The sequence below is a fragment of the Mycobacterium sp. NTMscope_MAC_12 genome (assembly GCF_976985675.1).
Genome location: NZ_CDRJYY010000001.1, coordinates 3,190,479 through 3,207,142, shown reverse-complemented (window position 1 = coordinate 3,207,142; position 16,664 = coordinate 3,190,479). Strand labels below are relative to the sequence as shown.

Below are 16,664 nucleotides of genomic sequence, written 5' to 3'. Positions count from 1 at the left end.
CCCCGGCATTATCACAGTCCTTAGGCGTTATGCGGGGCGTTGTGCGGTGTAAACGGTGATGGCCGCCCCGGAAACCGAGACGGCCACACCTCGACGCGGCTAGCGCATCGCCGCTCTCACCATCCCTGCGGCCCCAACGGTCCGCCCGGCCCCTGTCCCGGCGGCGGCGGTCCCAGCGGTCCGCCCGGCCCAGGCGGTGGTCCGCCGAATGGTCCACCCGGCGGAGGCGGTCCCGGCTGGCCCGGAGGCGCCGGCGGTGGCGGGGGATCCGCACTCGCCACCCCGGCACCGATGCCGGCCACGGCGGCCCCGAGCGTCCCCGCGAGCAACGAACCAGCGATGAGTTTCTTGAACTTCACTCGGCCCATCCATCCTTCCAATCGTCGTTTCCCTACCCGGCGACGCGAAATCGTCCTTCTCGCACCGCTTGCCGCGAGGTTAGGAAGTCAGCCTGAAGCTGAGCTGAAGAAGGACGGGGCCAGAGTGCTCAGCGCGGCGACGACGGCGCGGTGATCGCGGTCAGGTTCCACTTGTCCAGCCACGGCCGCACCAACTCGGCGACGGAGAATTTGGCGCGGGCCGCGCACCCGGCCTTGGGGGTGTAGGGGTCACCGCCGCGGATGAGGATGCCGACGGCGCTGACGGTGCCGTCGCGTTCGTAGAGGTACACCGGGCCGCCCGAATCGCCGCATTGGCCGCTCGCCAGGAACACGACCTTGCTGTCGGTGATCTCGACGATCTGCCCGCAGGCGTCCGCGCCGGAGCCCATGCCGAACTTGCACAACTGTTGTCCGACTTGAAGATTGGTGGCGACGCCGGTGACCGGCAGCGACGCGGCGACCGCCGAGGACTGGGGAACGTTGTTACCGTCCAGCGTGATCAGACCGATGTCGTGCTGTTCGCCGTGGACCCCCTCGCTGATCGTCTGGGTGAACGTGCCCAGCGCCGTGTAGGGAAGGACCCCGCCCAGGTTCATCGTGACCTTGCTCGGCCCGCCGGGACGATTGCAGTGACCGGCGGTGAGGACCCCGCCCCGGCCGTCACTGGTGTGGACCAAAAATCCTGCGGTGCAACCCATTCCACCGGATCCGTCGCCATATTGGACGTAAATTCCGGCGCCCGGGCCGATGGCGCTGGCCGCGGGCAGATCGATCGGCGCCAGCGTCGGCGGTGGCGGTGCGGGAGGCTGCTGCGCCGGGGAGGCGGCCTTGGGGTACAGACAGACGGCCGCCACGAGGGCGGCGGTGCTGCACACCGCCGCGAGGATGAGCAGCGTGGTGTGCAGTTTGGCGCGCCGCGGCAGCACGTCGGCGAGCGCGCGGGTTTTCGGCTTGCGCCGCCGCTGGTCCCGGCTGGGCAGGAAGCCCAAGACGGCGAGCACCGCCAACACCACGGCGCTGAGCGGGAGCGCGACGGTACGAGCCGGCGAATATGGCGACCCCCAGCTGGCGAACTCCAGCGCGTACACGCCCCCCATTAGATCGATCTTTGCCGCCTCGCGCGGCGCTCTCAACAGAGTTGGTGGATCAGCTGATGGTGGCGGGCTCGGGGGAGGGCTTGTCGTCGAGGCGGCGGTGTGCGAGGCGGTGGTGCCGACGGAACTGGCGGACCTCGATGATCAATCCCGCCAGGCCCAGCGCGCTGGTGATCGCCGACACCAGGTACAGCAGCGAGTTGGGGTGGCCGGCCAGCGCGTCGCCGAGGACGACGACGGCGGTGGTGCCGGGTAGCAATCCGGCCAGCGTCGCCAGGCCGTACGGCAACACCCGCACGCTCGACGCACCGGCGGCATAGTTGAGCGCCGAGAACGGCACCGCGGGAATCAGTCGCAGCGACACGATGGCCAGCCAGCCCCGCCGCCGCAGCCGTTGTTCCACCGTGTGGATCGATCGGTGGCGCACCAGGCGGGTCAACCGCCACCCGGCCGCGCGCACCAGCAGCATGGCGATCATCGCGCTCGCGGTGCTGGCGACCACCGCGATCGCGACGCCCAGCAGCGGGCCGAAGAGCAGCCCGGCCGCCAGCGTGAACGCGGTACGCGGGATGGGCACCACCGTCACGACGATGTGCGCCACCAGGAACGCCAGCGGGAACCACGGCCCGAGCGACTGCGCCCAGTCGCGCATCTGCACCGGCGAGGGCAGCGGAAGCACCGACGCCAGCACCAGCAGCGCTGTGATGCCCACCACTGTCCAGACGACCCGCGACCGAGACACGCTGCGCGCCGCCGCGCCGATGGCGCAGCCGAGATCGCGAAGCGTCGCGGTGATTTTGCTGGTGGCGGAACCCGTCACGGCATCCAAGGTTACGGGGCGCAGATGAATTGGGCGTTTCCCGCGCCTGGCGTTTCGTCCCGAGCCTGCTCCGCTGGCGGCACCTGGCGGTTTTTAGCGCAGAGCTCCCATCAATTAGCCTCAATAGCTAAGTGGTATCCCCAAAGCGGTAGCCCAAATGCTGGGAAAAGGGAGCAATCGGTGTCCATTGATGTACCCGAGCTCGCCGGCCTAGAACAGGTTCGCGGGCGTTGGCGCAGTGCGGTCGCCGGAGTGCTGGCCAAGAGCACCCGGAAGGACCCCGAGGAGTTGGGGGACGCGCCGGAGCGGCTGCTGGAAACCCCGACGTACGACGGGATCGCGATCCGCGCGCTCTACACCGCCCTCGACGAGCTGCCCGAACCGCCGCTGCCCGGTGAGTGGCCTTACGTGCGGGGCGGCGACGCGCTGCGCGACGTCAAGACCGGCTGGCGGGTCGCCGAGGCGTTCCCGGCCACCCCGGTGCCCGGCGTCGACGCAAAGGACGTCAACTCCGCGGTGCTCGACGCGCTCGGCAACGGAGCCAGCGCCCTGGTGCTGCGGATCGGGGAGTCGGGCGTGGCGCCCGACCAGCTGGCCGACGCGCTGCAGGGTGTCTACCTGAGCATGGCGCCGCTAATCCTCGAGGCCGGCGCCGACTACGCGGCGGCCAGCGACGTGGCGCTGGCGCTGGCCGACGGGATGGAACCCGACCAGCGCGCCACCGTGTCGATCGACCTGGGCGGTGACCCGCTGACAGCGGCGCACAGCGGCCGGCCCGCGCCGAGGATCGAGGACGTGGTCGCCGTCGCCAAGCGGGCGGCCGAGCACACCGGCGTGCGTGCGATCACCGTCGACGGGCCCGCCTTTCACAATCTGGGCGCCAACGCGACGTGGGAGCTGGCCGCCGGTGTCGCGGCCGCGGTGAGTTACCTGCGGGTGCTCACCGAGGCGGGGATGCCGATCGGCCAGGCGTTGCGGCAGATCAGCTTCCGGTTCGCCGCCGACGACGACCAGTTCATGACGATCGCCAAGTTCCGCGCGGCGCGCAACCTGTGGGCGCGGGTCGCCGAGGTCGTCGGCGAGCCCGATTCCGGCGCGGCCGTCATCCACGCCGAGACCTCGCTGCCGATGATGACCCAGCGCGACCCCTGGGTGAACATGCTGCGCTGCACCCTCGCCGCCTTCGGCGCCGGGGTGGGCGGCGCAGACTCCCTGCTGGTCTTCCCGTTCGACGTGGCGATCGACGGCGGATTCCCAGACATAGCAACAAGTTTCGCGCGCCGCATCGCACGCAACACCCAGCTGCTGCTGCTCGAGGAGTCACACGTGGGTCGCGTGCTGGACCCGGCCGGCGGGTCGTGGTTCGTGGAGGACCTCACCGCCCGGCTGGCCGAGCAGGCCTGGCAGCATTTCCAGGCCATCGAGGCGCACGGCGGATTCACCGAGGCTGCCGACTTCATCGCCGGCCAGATCGCCGAGATCGCGGCCCGCCGCAGCGACGACATCGCGCACCGCCGCACCGCGATCACGGGCGTCAACGAATTCCCGAACCTCACCGAACCGCCGCTGCCGCAAAGCGACTCGTCGTATTCGCCGCTCGCCGCCGGCAAGCTGGTGCGTTACGCCGCGGAGTTCGAAGCCCTGCGCGATCGCTCCGACGCCTTCGTGGCCCGCACCGGCTCGCGCCCCCAAGCGTTGTTGCTGCCCCTGGGCCCCTTGGCCGAGAACAACATTCGCGCGACGTTCGCCTCGAACCTGTTGGCCTCCGGGGGCATCGAGGCGGTCAACCCCGGAACCGTCGACGCGGCCGGCGTCGCGGCGGCGGTGGCCGAGGCGGGGTCGCCGACGGTGGCGGTCATCTGCGGCACCGACAAGCGCTACGGGGACGAGGCGTCCGGCGTCGTGCAGGCCGCCCGGGACGCCGGAATCTCCCGGGTGTATCTGGCCGGGCCCGAAAAGGCGGTGGCCGACGCCGAGCACCAACCGGACCAATTCCTGACTGCGAAAATCAATGCGGTCGAAGCACTGTCGGATCTGCTCACAAGGTTGGGGGCGTAGCTAGCATGACGACCACTGCACCTGCTGTCGGCAGCTTCGCCGAGGTTCCGCTGCACAGCGAGCGGACCATCGCGCCGGCGACCGAAGCCGCCGTCGACGAACACGTGGCGGCGGCCGCGGCCGCGCACTGGTACACACCCGATCAGCTGCAATGGCATACGCCGGAAGACATCGACGTCAAACCGGTCTACATCGCCGCCGACCGCGCCGCCGTCGAGGCCGACGGCTATCCGCTGCACAGCTTCCCCGGCGAACCGCCGTTCGTGCGTGGGCCCTACCCGACGATGTATGTCAACCAGCCGTGGACGATTCGGCAGTACGCCGGTTTCTCCACCGCCGCCGAGTCCAACGCCTTCTACCGCCGCAACCTGGCGGCGGGCCAGAAGGGTCTGTCGGTGGCCTTCGACCTGGCCACCCACCGCGGGTATGACTCCGACCACCCGCGCGTGCAGGGTGACGTCGGAATGGCCGGTGTGGCAATCGATTCCATCCTCGACATGCGGCAGCTGTTCGACGGCATCGACCTGTCGACGGTGTCGGTGTCGATGACCATGAACGGCGCGGTGCTGCCGATCCTGGCGCTGTACGTGGTGGCCGCCGAGGAGCAGGGTGTTCCGCCAGAGAAGCTGGCCGGCACCATCCAGAACGACATCCTCAAAGAGTTCATGGTGCGCAACACCTACATCTATCCGCCCAAGCCGTCGATGCGCATCATCTCCGACATCTTCGCCTACACCAGCGCCAAGATGCCCAAGTTCAACTCCATCTCGATCTCCGGCTACCACATCCAGGAGGCCGGTGCCACAGCGGATTTGGAGCTGGCCTACACGCTGGCCGACGGGGTCGACTACATCAAGGCCGGCCTGGACGCCGAGCTGGACATCGACAAGTTCGCTCCGCGGCTGTCCTTCTTCTGGGGCATCGGGATGAACTTCTTCATGGAGGTCGCCAAGCTGCGGGCCGGCCGGCTGTTGTGGAGCGAGCTGGTCAGCCAGTTTGATCCGAAGAGCGCCAAATCGCTGTCGCTGCGCACACATTCGCAGACCTCGGGCTGGTCGCTGACCGCGCAGGACGCCTTCAACAACGTCGCCCGCACCTGCATCGAGGCCATGGCCGCGACCCAGGGGCACACCCAGTCGCTGCACACCAACGCGCTGGACGAGGCGCTGGCGTTGCCCACCGACTTCTCGGCGCGCATCGCCCGCAACACCCAGCTGGTGCTGCAGCAGGAGTCGGGCACCACGCGGCCCATCGACCCGTGGGCGGGCTCGTATTACGTGGAATGGCTGACCCATCAGCTCGCGCAGAAGGCCCGCGCCCACATCGCCGAGGTCACCGAGCACGGCGGCATGGCCCAGGCCATCAGCGACGGGATCCCCAAGCTGCGCATCGAGGAGGCGGCCGCACGCACCCAGGCCCGCATCGACTCCGGGATCCAGCCGGTGATCGGGATCAACAAGTACCAGGTCGAGGAGGACCAGGAGGTCGAGGTCCTCAAGGTCGAGAACAGCCGCGTGCGCGCCGAGCAGCTGGCCAAGCTCAAGGAGCTGCGGGAAAGCCGCGACCAGCAGGCCGTCGACGCGGCGCTCGCCGAGTTGTCGCGCGCCGCGGCGGCGCACGGCCGCGCGGGTGAGGACGGGCTGGGCAACAACCTGCTGGCGCTGGCCATCGACGCGGCCCGCGCCAAGGCCACCGTCGGCGAGATCTCCGACGCGCTGGAGAAGGTGTACGGCCGTCACCAGGCGGAGATCCGCACCATCGCCGGCGTCTACCGCGACGAAGCTGGAAAGGCCGGAAACATGGCCAGCGCAACCGAACTCGTCGAGAAGTTCGCCGAGGCCGACGGCCGCCGCCCCAGGATTCTTGTGGCCAAGATGGGGCAGGACGGCCACGACCGGGGGCAGAAGGTGATCGCGACGGCGTTCGCCGACATCGGCTTCGACGTCGACGTCGGATCGCTGTTCTCCACGCCCGAGGAGGTGGCCCGCCAGGCCGCCGACAACGACGTGCACGTGGTCGGCGTGTCCTCGCTGGCGGCCGGTCACCTGACGTTGGTGCCGGCGCTGCGCGAGGCGATGGCCGAGGTGGGGCGCCCCGACATCATGATCGTGGTGGGCGGCGTCATCCCGCCCGGGGACTTCGACGCGCTGTACGAGGCCGGGGCCGCCGCCATCTTCCCGCCCGGCACGGTGATCGCCGACGCCGCAATCGGCTTGCTGCACAAGCTCGCCGAGCGGCTGGGTTACGACCTCTAATGATGCGCGCGAGACTGCAACTACCGACAGGGTTACTCGGGAAATGCGTCGCCAGTTGCAGTCTCGCGGTGTGGAAATGAACCCAGAGCAGCTGGCCAAGGCCATCCGCAGTGGCGACCGCGCGGCGCTGCCGCGCGCCATCACCCTGCTGGAGTCCACCCGCAAGGACCACCAGGAGAAGGCGCAGCGGCTGCTGTTGGAGCTGACGCCGGACTCGGGCAACGCGCATCGGGTGGGCATCACCGGGATTCCCGGGGTGGGGAAGTCCACCACCATCGAGGCCCTCGGCATGCACCTGATCGAAATGGGCCATCGCGTGGCGGTGTTGGCCGTCGATCCGTCGTCGACGCGCACCGGCGGCTCGATCCTCGGTGACAAAACCCGGATGGCGCGCCTTGCCATGCACCCGGATGCATACATTCGGCCGTCGCCCACGTCGGGCACCCTGGGCGGGGTGGCCAAGGCCACCCGCGAAGCGTCGGTGCTGCTGGAGGCCGCCGGTTTCGACGTGATCCTGATCGAGACCGTCGGCGTCGGTCAGTCCGAGGTGACCGTGGCCAACATGGTCGACACCTTCGTGTTGCTGACCCTGGCGCGCGGCGGCGACCAGCTGCAGGGCATCAAGAAGGGCGTGCTGGAGCTGGCCGACATCGTCGTGGTGAACAAGGCCGACGGGAAGCACCTGCCCGAGGCGCGGTCGGCCGCGCGCGAGCTGTCCGGGGCGATCAGGTTGATCTATCCGCGCGAAACGCTATGGCGGCCGCCCGTTCTCACGATGAGCGCCGCGGAGGGAACCGGCCTCGACGAACTGTGGGACACCGTCGAACGTCATCGCCAGGTGCTCAGCGAGGCGGGGGAGTTCGAGGCGCGCCGCCGCGGCCAGCTGGTCGACTGGACCTGGCAGATGGTGCGCGACACGGTGTTGGACCGGCTGGCCTCCAACCCGGCGGTGCGCAAGATCCGGGCCGACGTCGAGCGAAAGGTCAAGGCGGGGGAGCTAACTCCGGCCCTGGCGGCCCAGCAAATCTTGACAGCCGCGTCCGGCTAACGGATAGGTAAATATTCGGGGGGTTTCGCTCCTGCCGGGTGTGTAATCCAAGTAAATTCAAAGTGTGACGGTGGATAGCCGAGTCAATCGCCGCGCGGTCCGTGTCCACGATGACCTTGACGCAGGTCACCGTGTGTCCGGCGCGGCGGACTCACACTTCGGGTGCGTCGTTCGTAGCTTTTCCAGCATGTTTCCCGCCCGCCGGTTCGGTGGCGGGGCGTTGGCCGTCTATGTCGACGGCCGGCCCGTCGTGGACGTCTGGACGGGTTTTGCCGACCGGGGTGGCCAGCGGCCGTGGTCGGAGAACACCGCCCCGATGGTGTTCTCCGCGACCAAGGGAATGGCCGCCACCGTCATCCACCGGCTCGCTGACCGGGGGCTGATCGACTACGACGCCCCCGTCGCCGAATACTGGCGCGAGTTCGCGGCCAACGGCAAGGCCGAGATGACCGTGCGCCAGGTGATGCGGCACCAGGCCGGCCTGTCGGGTCTGCGCGGCGCCACCAAGGAAGACCTCCTCGATCACGTGGTGATGGAGGAGCGGCTGGCCGCGGCGGCTCCCGGGCGGCTGCTGGGCAAATCCGCGTACCACGCGCTGACCTTCGGCTGGCTAATGTCCGGCCTGGGTCGGGCGGTGACCGGTAAGGGGATGCGCACGCTGATTCGCGAGGAACTCGCCGAGCCGCTGGGCGTCGACGGCCTGTACCTGGGCCGGCCGCCGGCCGGGTGCCCGACGCGGGTCGCCGAGATCGTCGCGCCGCAGAACCTTTTGGGCAGTTCGCTCGTCAACTACGTCTCCCGCAAGGTCGCCAACGAGCTCTCCGGCGGATTCCGGTCGATCTATTTCCCGGGCATGGTCGCCGCGGTTCAGGGCGATACCCCGCTGCTGGACGCCGAGATCCCGGCGGCGAACGGGGTCGCCACGGCGCGCGGCCTGGCGCGGATGTACGGCGCCATCGCCAACGGTGGCGAGGTGGACGGCATCCGATTCCTCTCCCGCGACCTGACGGCAAGCCTGACGGGGGAGCGCAGCCTGCGGCCGGACCGAAATATCTACGTGCCGTTGGCTTTCCACCTCGGTTATCACAGTCTGCCGATCGGCGGTGTGATGCCCGGCTTCGGTCACGTCGGGATGGGCGGTTCGGTCGGATGGGCCGATCCCGCCTCGGGGGTGGCGTTCGCGTTGGTGCACAACCGCCTGCTGACGCCGCTGGTGATGTCCGACCATGCGGCGTTCGTCGGGATTTATGCGCTGATCCGCAGGGCCGCGGACAAGGCACGCAAACGCGGATTCCGGCCGGTCACCGAGTTCGGGGCGCCGTTCTGCGAGCCTGGGGCCGTCGCCGGCTGACGCCGAAAGGCGCACGAGCCCCCGGACGGTGCGTTGCCGCAATGCAAATGACCGCGTAATTAACGGGGGCGCTTAAATCGACTGGCCGATTCGAATGTCGGTGGTCGAAAGGCCCTATGTGCAGTTGTTTACGTGCGATGTAATGTGTGCTGGATGTTTGCTCAGCTCATTCCTGCGAATTGCCGCGGCGTTGCCCGAAAACAATGCCCGCCGGTAATCCTGGCTTCGCGGGAGTGCTGATGACCGGACTGCGATTTTGGTGCCCGGGCGCCGGGCAGCGAGAATCGGTCGGATGAGCGCGAACCCGGCAGTCTCTGGCCCCGATGCAACCGTCAACCCAAAGCGGCGAGGGCCGGGGCGCTCGACGCTCGCCCAGGTGTTCGACACCCGAAACAACGCACTGAACGTTTGGCGGCTGGTGCTGGCGTCCGGCGTCATCCTGCAACACTCCTGGTTCCTCACCGGCCGCAAGATCTACCCACCGGTGGAACAGCTGCTCACCCAGGTATGGGTGGACGGATTCTTCGCGATATCGGGGTTCCTCATCACGGCGAGCTGGGTGCGCAATCCGCGGCTTCGCGAATACTTCGTCGCCCGCGTTCTTCGGATTTTTCCGGGCCTGTGGGTCTGCGTGGCCGTGGTGGCTTTCGTCATTGCCCCGCTGGGCGTGGCGATCCAGGGGGGCTCGGCCGCCAAGCTGCTGTTGTCTACCGCGCCGATCGAGTACGTGCTGAACAACGCCGTGTTGAACGTGTATCACACCGGTATCGACGGAACGCCCCGAAACGTCCCCTTCCCGGGCGTGTGGGACGGCGTGCTGTGGACCCTCGTTTTCGAATTCCTCTGCTACATCGCCATCGCTATTGCCGGGGTGGCCGGACTCCTCAAACGCCGCTGGCCCGCTCCGGTGGTGTTCGCACTGTTCTTGGTGGCCGCGGCGCTCGTTTCGTACCCGGTGGGCGCGGTGGAGACGCTCCCGCAGATGATCACGCGGTTCGCCCTCGTCTTCGCCGCCGGCGCGGTCCTACATCAATTCCAGGATTTGATTCCCGCCCGATGGTCACTTGTTGCCGTGAGCGCGGCCATCGTGGTGGTGGCCGGCTTGCTGGTGCCGAACTATCGGGTCCTCGCCGCCCTCCCGCTGGCCTACGCCGTCGTCGTTTCGGGGGCGCTGATCCACAACCAGCGCATGCGTTTACGTACGGACCTGTCCTACGGCGTGTACATCTACGCGTGGCCCATGCAGCAGCTGTTGGTGATCTGCGGGCTGGGCTTCCTGCCTCCCGTCGCGTTCGCCGTGGTCGCCGCCGTCGCGACCCTGCCACTGGCCGCACTGAGCTGGTTCCTGGTGGAAAAGCGCGCGCTTGCGCTCAAGTCCCGCTTCAAGCGCAAAGCGCGTGAATGGGACGGCGTGGTCGCTGACGCACAACCGTCCGCGCACACCGTCACCGGCGACTGAGTCGCGGATTCCGCGCCGCACGACACTCAATCTCACCTTTACCGTGAGATAAAGTCGTCCAGACCAAACGATTAATGCGCGTTGCTGTAGGCACCTCTTGGTCGGCGACGGCGTTGCCGGAAGCGCGTATTTGAACTTTGCCCCGCAAATTGCAAATTCATGCATAATGACCCGTGATCCCGGGGGCCGCATGACGCGCAACTGAAAGTGTGGGCCACCGATGACAGCTCCCCGGACCAGCCAACCCGCCGATCTCCCAGAGTCATCCGCCGGCCAAGCAACCGCCGTCCGTCCGGTTGCGCTGTTCGTGCTGGGAATGGCGAGGTCCGGGACGTCGGCGCTGACCCGGGTCTTGTCGCTGTGCGGCAGCACGCTGCCGGCCGGAATGTGCGGCGCCGACGGGAACAACCCGCGGGGTTATTGGGAGCCGCGCGCCGCGATCATGCTCAACGAAACGATCATGCGTCGCCACGGCAGCAACTGGTACGACCCGACGCTGCGCCTGCAGGAGGAGTGCGCGTTCGGCGCCGAGGAGAAGGCGGCCTGCATCGCGGAGATCGCGGCGTATCTGGGCACACTGCCGGCGGCGCCGCTGGTGGTGATCAAGGAGCCGAGGATCACGGCGCTGTCCGGCCTCTGGTTCGAGGCGGCGCGCCAGGTCGGCTTCGACATCGCCGCCGTGATTGCGGTGCGCCACCCGCAAGAGGTTGTCGCCTCGGCGGCGAAGTACGTGGACACCTCGCCGGAGCTGTCGAGCGCCTTATGGCTCAAATACAACCTGCTCGCCGAGCGGCACACCCGCGGTATGCCGCGCGTGTTCGTCGACTACGGCAACCTCCTCGACGACTGGAAACGAGAGGTGAAGCGCATTGCCGCCACGCTGGAAATCGATTTGGACGCCGTCGACGAAAGCGCCGTCGAGGAGTTTCTCACCCCCGAACTTCGACGCCAGCGATACGGCGGCCCGGTGGCGGACCATTTCGGCGCGGACTGGATCTCCGCCGTCTATGAGGCACTGCGCGGAGCCGCGCAGGACTTCCCCCTGCACGTAGCGACCCTGGACCGGGTTTTCGAGTCGTATCAGGCGGGCGAGCGTGATTTCCGCATGGCGTTCACGGAATTCCACGCCCGCACCAACAGCTTGGTTCGCCGGGTGTTCAGGCCGTTCATCGTGAAGCGGATCCTCGAGGTCGCCGCGATGGTGCACCGGCGCCGGGGAGCCTGGGCGTAGACAAAAGACTCCAAAGATTAAGTACGCAAAACAGTTTCGTAAAAGCGCCGCCTGGATCGTGTGGTCGGGTTATAGTCCTTAGCGGGCGCAATGATTGATGGTTCTCACCGGGGGGCAGAAGTTGCCGGTCACAAGTCAAGCCTGACTCCGCAAGAGGAGTGCGGTATCGCCTTCTCTTTGCCAAAGTCGTTGAGCAGGCTGTGATTTGGTCTCTGACATCGTGGCACGCGCGACGGTGTCAATTTCGAACGGTTGCTGCGCGTTGATCGCGCGTACACCACCTCGGAAACCCCTGGATATCAACCGAACTCCGAAAGTCGCCCACGTGCGCGACCAGTGAAAGGTTTGGATTCGCGATGAGATTGGCCCGCATCACCAAGCCCGTCGAAAACGCCTTGACTTCCCCCAACCAGGTCGGCTCCGGGAACCGCCCGGTCGCCCTCTTCGTGCTGGGACCGCAACGGTCGGGAACATCGGCGCTCACCCGGGTGCTCTCGCTGTGCGGTGGCACGCTGCCGGCCGCGATGCTGGGCGCCGACGCCAACAATCCGCTCGGGTATTGGGAACCGCGAGCGGCCATCTCGCTCAACGAAACGATCCTGCGCCGTCTCGGGACCAATTGGTACGACCCCTCACTTCGCTTTCTCGATCGAGGTTCGCCCGACAAGGAGAGCAAGGCCTGCATCGCCAAAGTCGCCGAATATCTGTCCACGCTGCCGGCGGCGCCGCTCGTGGTGATCAAAGAACCGAGGATCACGACACTGTCCAACCTGTGGTTCGAGGCGGCGCGCATGGCGGGGTTCGACGTCGCCTCGGTGATCGCGGTACGTCATCCGCAAGAGGTCATTTCGTCGATCGCGAAGGCCTGGCACGTCTCTCCCGCGCTCGCGAGCGCCTTGTGGTTGAAATGCAACATCCTGGCCGAACGAAATTCACGCGGCGTACCGCGGGTTTTCGTCGACTACGCGAACCTCCTCGACGACTGGCGCCGGGAAATGAAGCGCATCTCCGCGGAACTGCCGGTCGAACTGCATGCCCAGGACGAGGACGCCGTTGAGCGATTCCTCACCCCTGGTCTGCATCGGCAGCGGCACTGCGGCCCGGTGACGGATCTTTTCGGCGCCGATTGGATTTCCACGATCTACGAAGCGCTTCGCGAGGCCGCGCAGGACGACCCCATCGACACGTCAACGTTGGACCGCGTTTTCGAGTCCTACCGGGCGAGCGAGCGTGATTTCCGTAAGGCGTACGAGGATTTTCACGGCTTGTCCAACAGCATGCTGTTCCGGGTTTTGCGGCCGGCCATCGCGAGGCCGGTGATGGAGGTCGTCGCACTGGCCCACCGGCACAGGGGGACTTGGGCGTAGCGCCTTTTCGTGCATGTGGCGCGCCCCGATGCGCCGGCGATCTGCTTGGCAGAATCGTCGGATGCGGCGGTAAGTGCCCGATATGATCGACCGGATGGCGATCTCGGCGAGTGTGCCGATCGCATATTTTCCTCAGCATCCGAACGGAAGGCGTCGATTCGTGTCAGCGTCCGTGCTCATCACCGGTGGGGCGGGATTCATCGGGTCGGCGCTCGCCCGTCGTCTCATCGAGGCCGGATACGACGTCGCCGTGATGGACGTGCTGCATCCACAGGTGCACGGGGGAGATCGGCCGATCGAGCTGCCGGAGTCGGTGCGGTTGTTCACCGGGGACGTCACGCACGCGCCCGACTTCGACGCGGTGCTGCGGTTGTTCCGTCCGTCCCAGGTCGTCCACCTGGCCGCCGAGACGGGCACCGCGCAATCGCTGTCCGAGGCGACGCGGCACGGCTCGGTGAACGTCGTGGGAACCACCCAGCTTCTCGACGCCTTGAGCCGCTCGGGACACGTGCCCGAACAACTCGTCCTGGCGTCATCGAGGGCGGTGTACGGCGAGGGCTCATGGCAGTCCGGCTCGCAGATCTTCTACCCGCGACCCCGCAGCCACGCGCAACTCGTCGCGGGTCTCTGGGATCCGCAAGGCCCCGCGGGTGAAGAGGCGGTGCCGCTGCCGAGCCGCGCCGACCGAACCGAACCCCGGCCCACCAACGTCTACGCCGCGACCAAACTCGCCCAAGAGCACCTGTTGGCCGCGTGGACGTCCGCGCACGACACCAACCTCAGCGTGCTGCGTTTGCAGAACGTCTACGGTCCCGGCCAGTCGCTGACCAATTCGTACACCGGGATCGTCGCCCTCTTCGCGCGGCTGGCGCGCCAGGGGCTTGCGTTGGAGGTATACGAAGACGGCCGCATCGTGCGCGATTTCGTCTACATCGACGCCGTCGTCGATGCCCTCTTCGCGGCGGTCCAGCGCCCGGCAACCCAGCCGCGCTGCCTCGACATCGGGTCCGGCCAGGCCACCACCATCCACGAGTTGGCCAACAAGATCGCCGCCATGTGCGGCGCGCCCGAACCGACCGTCGTCGCGAAATTCCGCGACGGCGACGTACGCGCCGCGAGCTGCGACATCGAGCCGGCGATCAACGAGCTCGGCTGGCGCCCCGCGGGGTCGCTCGATGACGGTTTGCGCGCGCTGCTCGACTGGATCGCCGAACGGCCCGAGGCCGCGTCGAACGAATCCGGCCGTCGCGTCGTGGAACAGGCGGGACAGCGCTAAGAGGTCCGGCCTGGAGCGGCTGGCGGTAGCCGAAGCAGTGCTTTTTTACGCCTATGATGGTTGCTACTCCCCGGTAGGGGCAGGGACGGATCACTCACCGCCAGTCTTTCATTTGAACCAGGGGGCAGCCTTGACCGTGACCGATCGTGACATGCGGTCTCCGTTCCTCGATACCCGATCCGCGTATCTTGACCTGCTGCGACGTAACCTCACCCGGTACGGCAGCGACGAGTTGGTGCCGGTGGGCTGGGACCGTCTGGGGCGCCGTCTCTTCAGCACCCGCAGCCTGATGCTGGTCCGCAAGCGTCCGTTCAACGAGCACGCCCGGAAGTTGGGCCTGGATTGGCCGGCCGACGCACTGACGATGATCGGCATGCAGCGGTTGACCAGCCTGCAGCGCTGCGTGGAAACGGTTCTGACGGAAGACGTCCCCGGTGACCTGGTCGAGTGCGGGGTGTGGCGTGGTGGGGCGTCGATTCTGATGCGCGCCGTGTTGTCCGCCTACGGGGACGAGAAGCGATCCGTGTGGCTATGCGATTCATTCGAAGGGGTGCCGCCACCGGACACCGCGCACTACGAAGCGGACAAAGGCATCAACTTGCATCGCGCCGCCGGGGTGCTCGCGGTATCCGAAGCGCAAGTCAGGGCGAATTTCGAACACTACGGGCTGCTCGATGGCCGCGTTCGTTTTGTTCCGGGGTGGTTCAAAGACACGCTGCAGGATGCGCCGATCGATCGCATTTCCGTCCTGCGGCTCGATGGTGACCTTTATGAGTCGACGATCCAGGCCCTCGATGCCCTCTACCCGCGACTCTCGTCGGGCGGGTATTGCATCATCGACGATTACCACGCCATCGACGCATGTCGGCAGGCCGTAGCGGATTACCGCACGGCTCACGGCGTCACCGCAGAGATCGAGGAAATCGACGGCACCGGCGTGCTGTGGCGCAAGCCGTGACGATCGCGCAAACCGGTGCAGTGGGGATTCGGCGCTATTTAAAGTGATCGGTGCATCACCGTGATGGCGCAACCGAAGGGCTTTGATCCGCGATGAAATGTGTGCTCGCCAGCTATGGAACGCGCGGCGATATCGAGCCTTCCGTGGTTGTCGCCCGTGAACTGCAGCGCAGAGGGCATGACATGGTCATGGCCGTCCCGCCCGACTCGGTGAGCTTCACCGAAGCGGCGGGTCTGACCGCGGTCCCTTACGGGCTGGAATCGCAGGCCTGGCTGGACGTCTACCGCAACTTCTGGACCTCGTTCTTCCGCGGATTCTGGAAGATCCAGGAGATGCGCGGCATGTGGCGCGAGATGTGGGATCTCAGTGACCAGTGCTGGGCGCAGATGAACACCACGCTGATGTCGCTGGCGGACGGCGCCGACCTGCTGTTCGCCGGGCAGAGTTACCAGGAGACCGCCGCCAACGTCGCGGAGTATTACGACCTTCCGCTGGCCACGCTGCATCACGTCCCCATGCGGCCCAACGGCCAGGTCGTTTCGATGCTGCCGCCGCCGCTGGCCCGCTCGGCAATGACGGCGTTCGACTGGTACTGCTGGCGCCTGAACAAAAAGGTCGAGGACACCCAGCGCCGGGAACTCGGGCTGCCGAAGGCGACAGCGCCGTCACCGCGGCGGATCGCCGACCGCGGATCGCTGGAAATCCAGGCCTACGACGAGGCCTGTTTTCCCGGGCTGGCCGACGAATGGGCGAAATGGGACGGCCTGCGACCCTTTGTCGGCACGCTGACGATGGAGCTGACCACCGAGGCCGACGACGACGTGATGTCCTGGATCCACGCGGGGACACCGCCGATCTGCTTCGGATTCGGCAGCATGCCGGTCGAATCTCCGGCCGACACCGTCGACATGATCAGCTCCGCCTGCACGCAGCTGGGCGAGCGGGCGTTGCTCTGCGCCGGCAGGAGCGACTTCAGCGGCGTCCCCCTTCCCGATCACGTCAAGGTGGTGGGCCCGGTGAACTATGCGACGATCTTTCCCGCCTGCCGCGCGGTCGTTCATCACGGCGGCTCGGGAACCACCGCGGCCAGCCTGCGCGCCGGGGTCCCCACGCTGATCCTGTCGATGGACGCCAACCAGACCATCTGGGGCGCTCAGCTCAAACGGCTGAAAGTTGGTACCACACGGCGATTTTCGGCCACCGATCGCAAATCACTAGTGGGGGATCTGAGCCGGATCCTCGCCCCGGATTACGCCCGGCGCGCTCGCGAGATCGCCGCCCGGATGACCAAGCCGGCGGACAGTGTCATCAAGGCCGCCGACGTCGTGGAGCAGTTCGTCAGCTCGCGGAGTCGCGCCTGATCGTCC

General features: G+C 67.2%; 12 protein-coding genes and 1 pseudogene. 10 read left to right on the top strand and 3 right to left on the bottom strand.

Translation table 11 applies throughout. The features are described from left to right. Positions 1-116 precede the first annotated feature (116 nt). From AC0KS4_RS14450 to AC0KS4_RS14440, 3 genes are all read right to left on the bottom strand, one after another. Positions 117-359 (bottom strand): hypothetical protein, encoded by a 243-nt coding sequence (locus AC0KS4_RS14450; RefSeq protein ID WP_238956229.1) that lies wholly within the window; start codon positions 357-359, stop codon positions 117-119. A 128-nt stretch (positions 360-487) separates the two neighbouring features. Beyond that, a complete protein-coding gene (locus AC0KS4_RS14445; protein ID WP_238956228.1) occupies positions 488-1,477 on the bottom strand; it encodes a chymotrypsin family serine protease in 990 nt (329 codons plus the stop codon). Between the two features lie 49 nt (positions 1,478-1,526). After that, complete coding sequence (locus AC0KS4_RS14440) at positions 1,527-2,294, bottom strand: TVP38/TMEM64 family protein (protein WP_238956227.1); 768 nt, start codon at positions 2,292-2,294, stop codon at positions 1,527-1,529. Positions 2,295-2,474: 180 nt separating this feature from the next. Here AC0KS4_RS14440 and mutA point away from each other — a divergent pair, with 180 nt between their 5' ends. From mutA to AC0KS4_RS14390, 10 genes and pseudogenes are all read left to right on the top strand, one after another. Beyond that, positions 2,475-4,352, top strand: coding sequence for a methylmalonyl-CoA mutase small subunit (mutA, locus tag AC0KS4_RS14435; RefSeq protein ID WP_238956226.1), 1,878 nt, complete (start codon positions 2,475-2,477; stop codon positions 4,350-4,352). Positions 4,353-4,357: 5 nt separating this feature from the next. Beyond that, positions 4,358-6,607 carry a methylmalonyl-CoA mutase gene (gene scpA / locus AC0KS4_RS14430; RefSeq protein WP_238956225.1) on the top strand — a complete coding sequence of 750 codons (2,250 nt, stop codon included), beginning with the start codon at positions 4,358-4,360 and terminating at the stop codon, positions 6,605-6,607. A 76-nt stretch (positions 6,608-6,683) separates the two neighbouring features. Further along, positions 6,684-7,666 (top strand): annotated as a pseudogene (gene meaB / locus AC0KS4_RS14425) (methylmalonyl Co-A mutase-associated GTPase MeaB). A 53-nt stretch (positions 7,667-7,719) separates the two neighbouring features. Then, entirely contained in the window at positions 7,720-9,006 is a 1,287-nt protein-coding gene (lipL, locus tag AC0KS4_RS14420; RefSeq protein WP_225327560.1) for an esterase/beta-lactamase LipL, read from the top strand. A 292-nt stretch (positions 9,007-9,298) separates the two neighbouring features. Further along, positions 9,299-10,465: an acyltransferase family protein gene (locus AC0KS4_RS14415; protein ID WP_275254162.1), complete on the top strand. Its 1,167-nt coding sequence runs from the start codon at positions 9,299-9,301 to the stop codon at positions 10,463-10,465. A 316-nt stretch (positions 10,466-10,781) separates the two neighbouring features. Then, positions 10,782-11,696 carry a sulfotransferase family protein gene (locus tag AC0KS4_RS14410; protein WP_238957312.1) on the top strand — a complete coding sequence of 305 codons (915 nt, stop codon included), beginning with the start codon at positions 10,782-10,784 and terminating at the stop codon, positions 11,694-11,696. A 356-nt stretch (positions 11,697-12,052) separates the two neighbouring features. Next, a complete protein-coding gene (locus AC0KS4_RS14405) occupies positions 12,053-13,063 on the top strand; it encodes a sulfotransferase family protein (RefSeq protein ID WP_238956223.1) in 1,011 nt (336 codons plus the stop codon). 172 nt (positions 13,064-13,235) lie between these two features. Further along, a complete protein-coding gene (locus AC0KS4_RS14400) occupies positions 13,236-14,339 on the top strand; it encodes an NAD-dependent epimerase/dehydratase family protein (RefSeq protein WP_225327600.1) in 1,104 nt (367 codons plus the stop codon). 151 nt (positions 14,340-14,490) lie between these two features. Further along, positions 14,491-15,297: a TylF/MycF/NovP-related O-methyltransferase gene (locus AC0KS4_RS14395; RefSeq protein ID WP_238957311.1), complete on the top strand. Its 807-nt coding sequence runs from the start codon at positions 14,491-14,493 to the stop codon at positions 15,295-15,297. A gap of 92 nt (positions 15,298-15,389) precedes the next feature. After that, positions 15,390-16,658 carry a glycosyltransferase gene (locus AC0KS4_RS14390; RefSeq protein ID WP_225327563.1) on the top strand — a complete coding sequence of 423 codons (1,269 nt, stop codon included), beginning with the start codon at positions 15,390-15,392 and terminating at the stop codon, positions 16,656-16,658. The last annotated feature ends 6 nt before the right edge of the window (positions 16,659-16,664 follow it).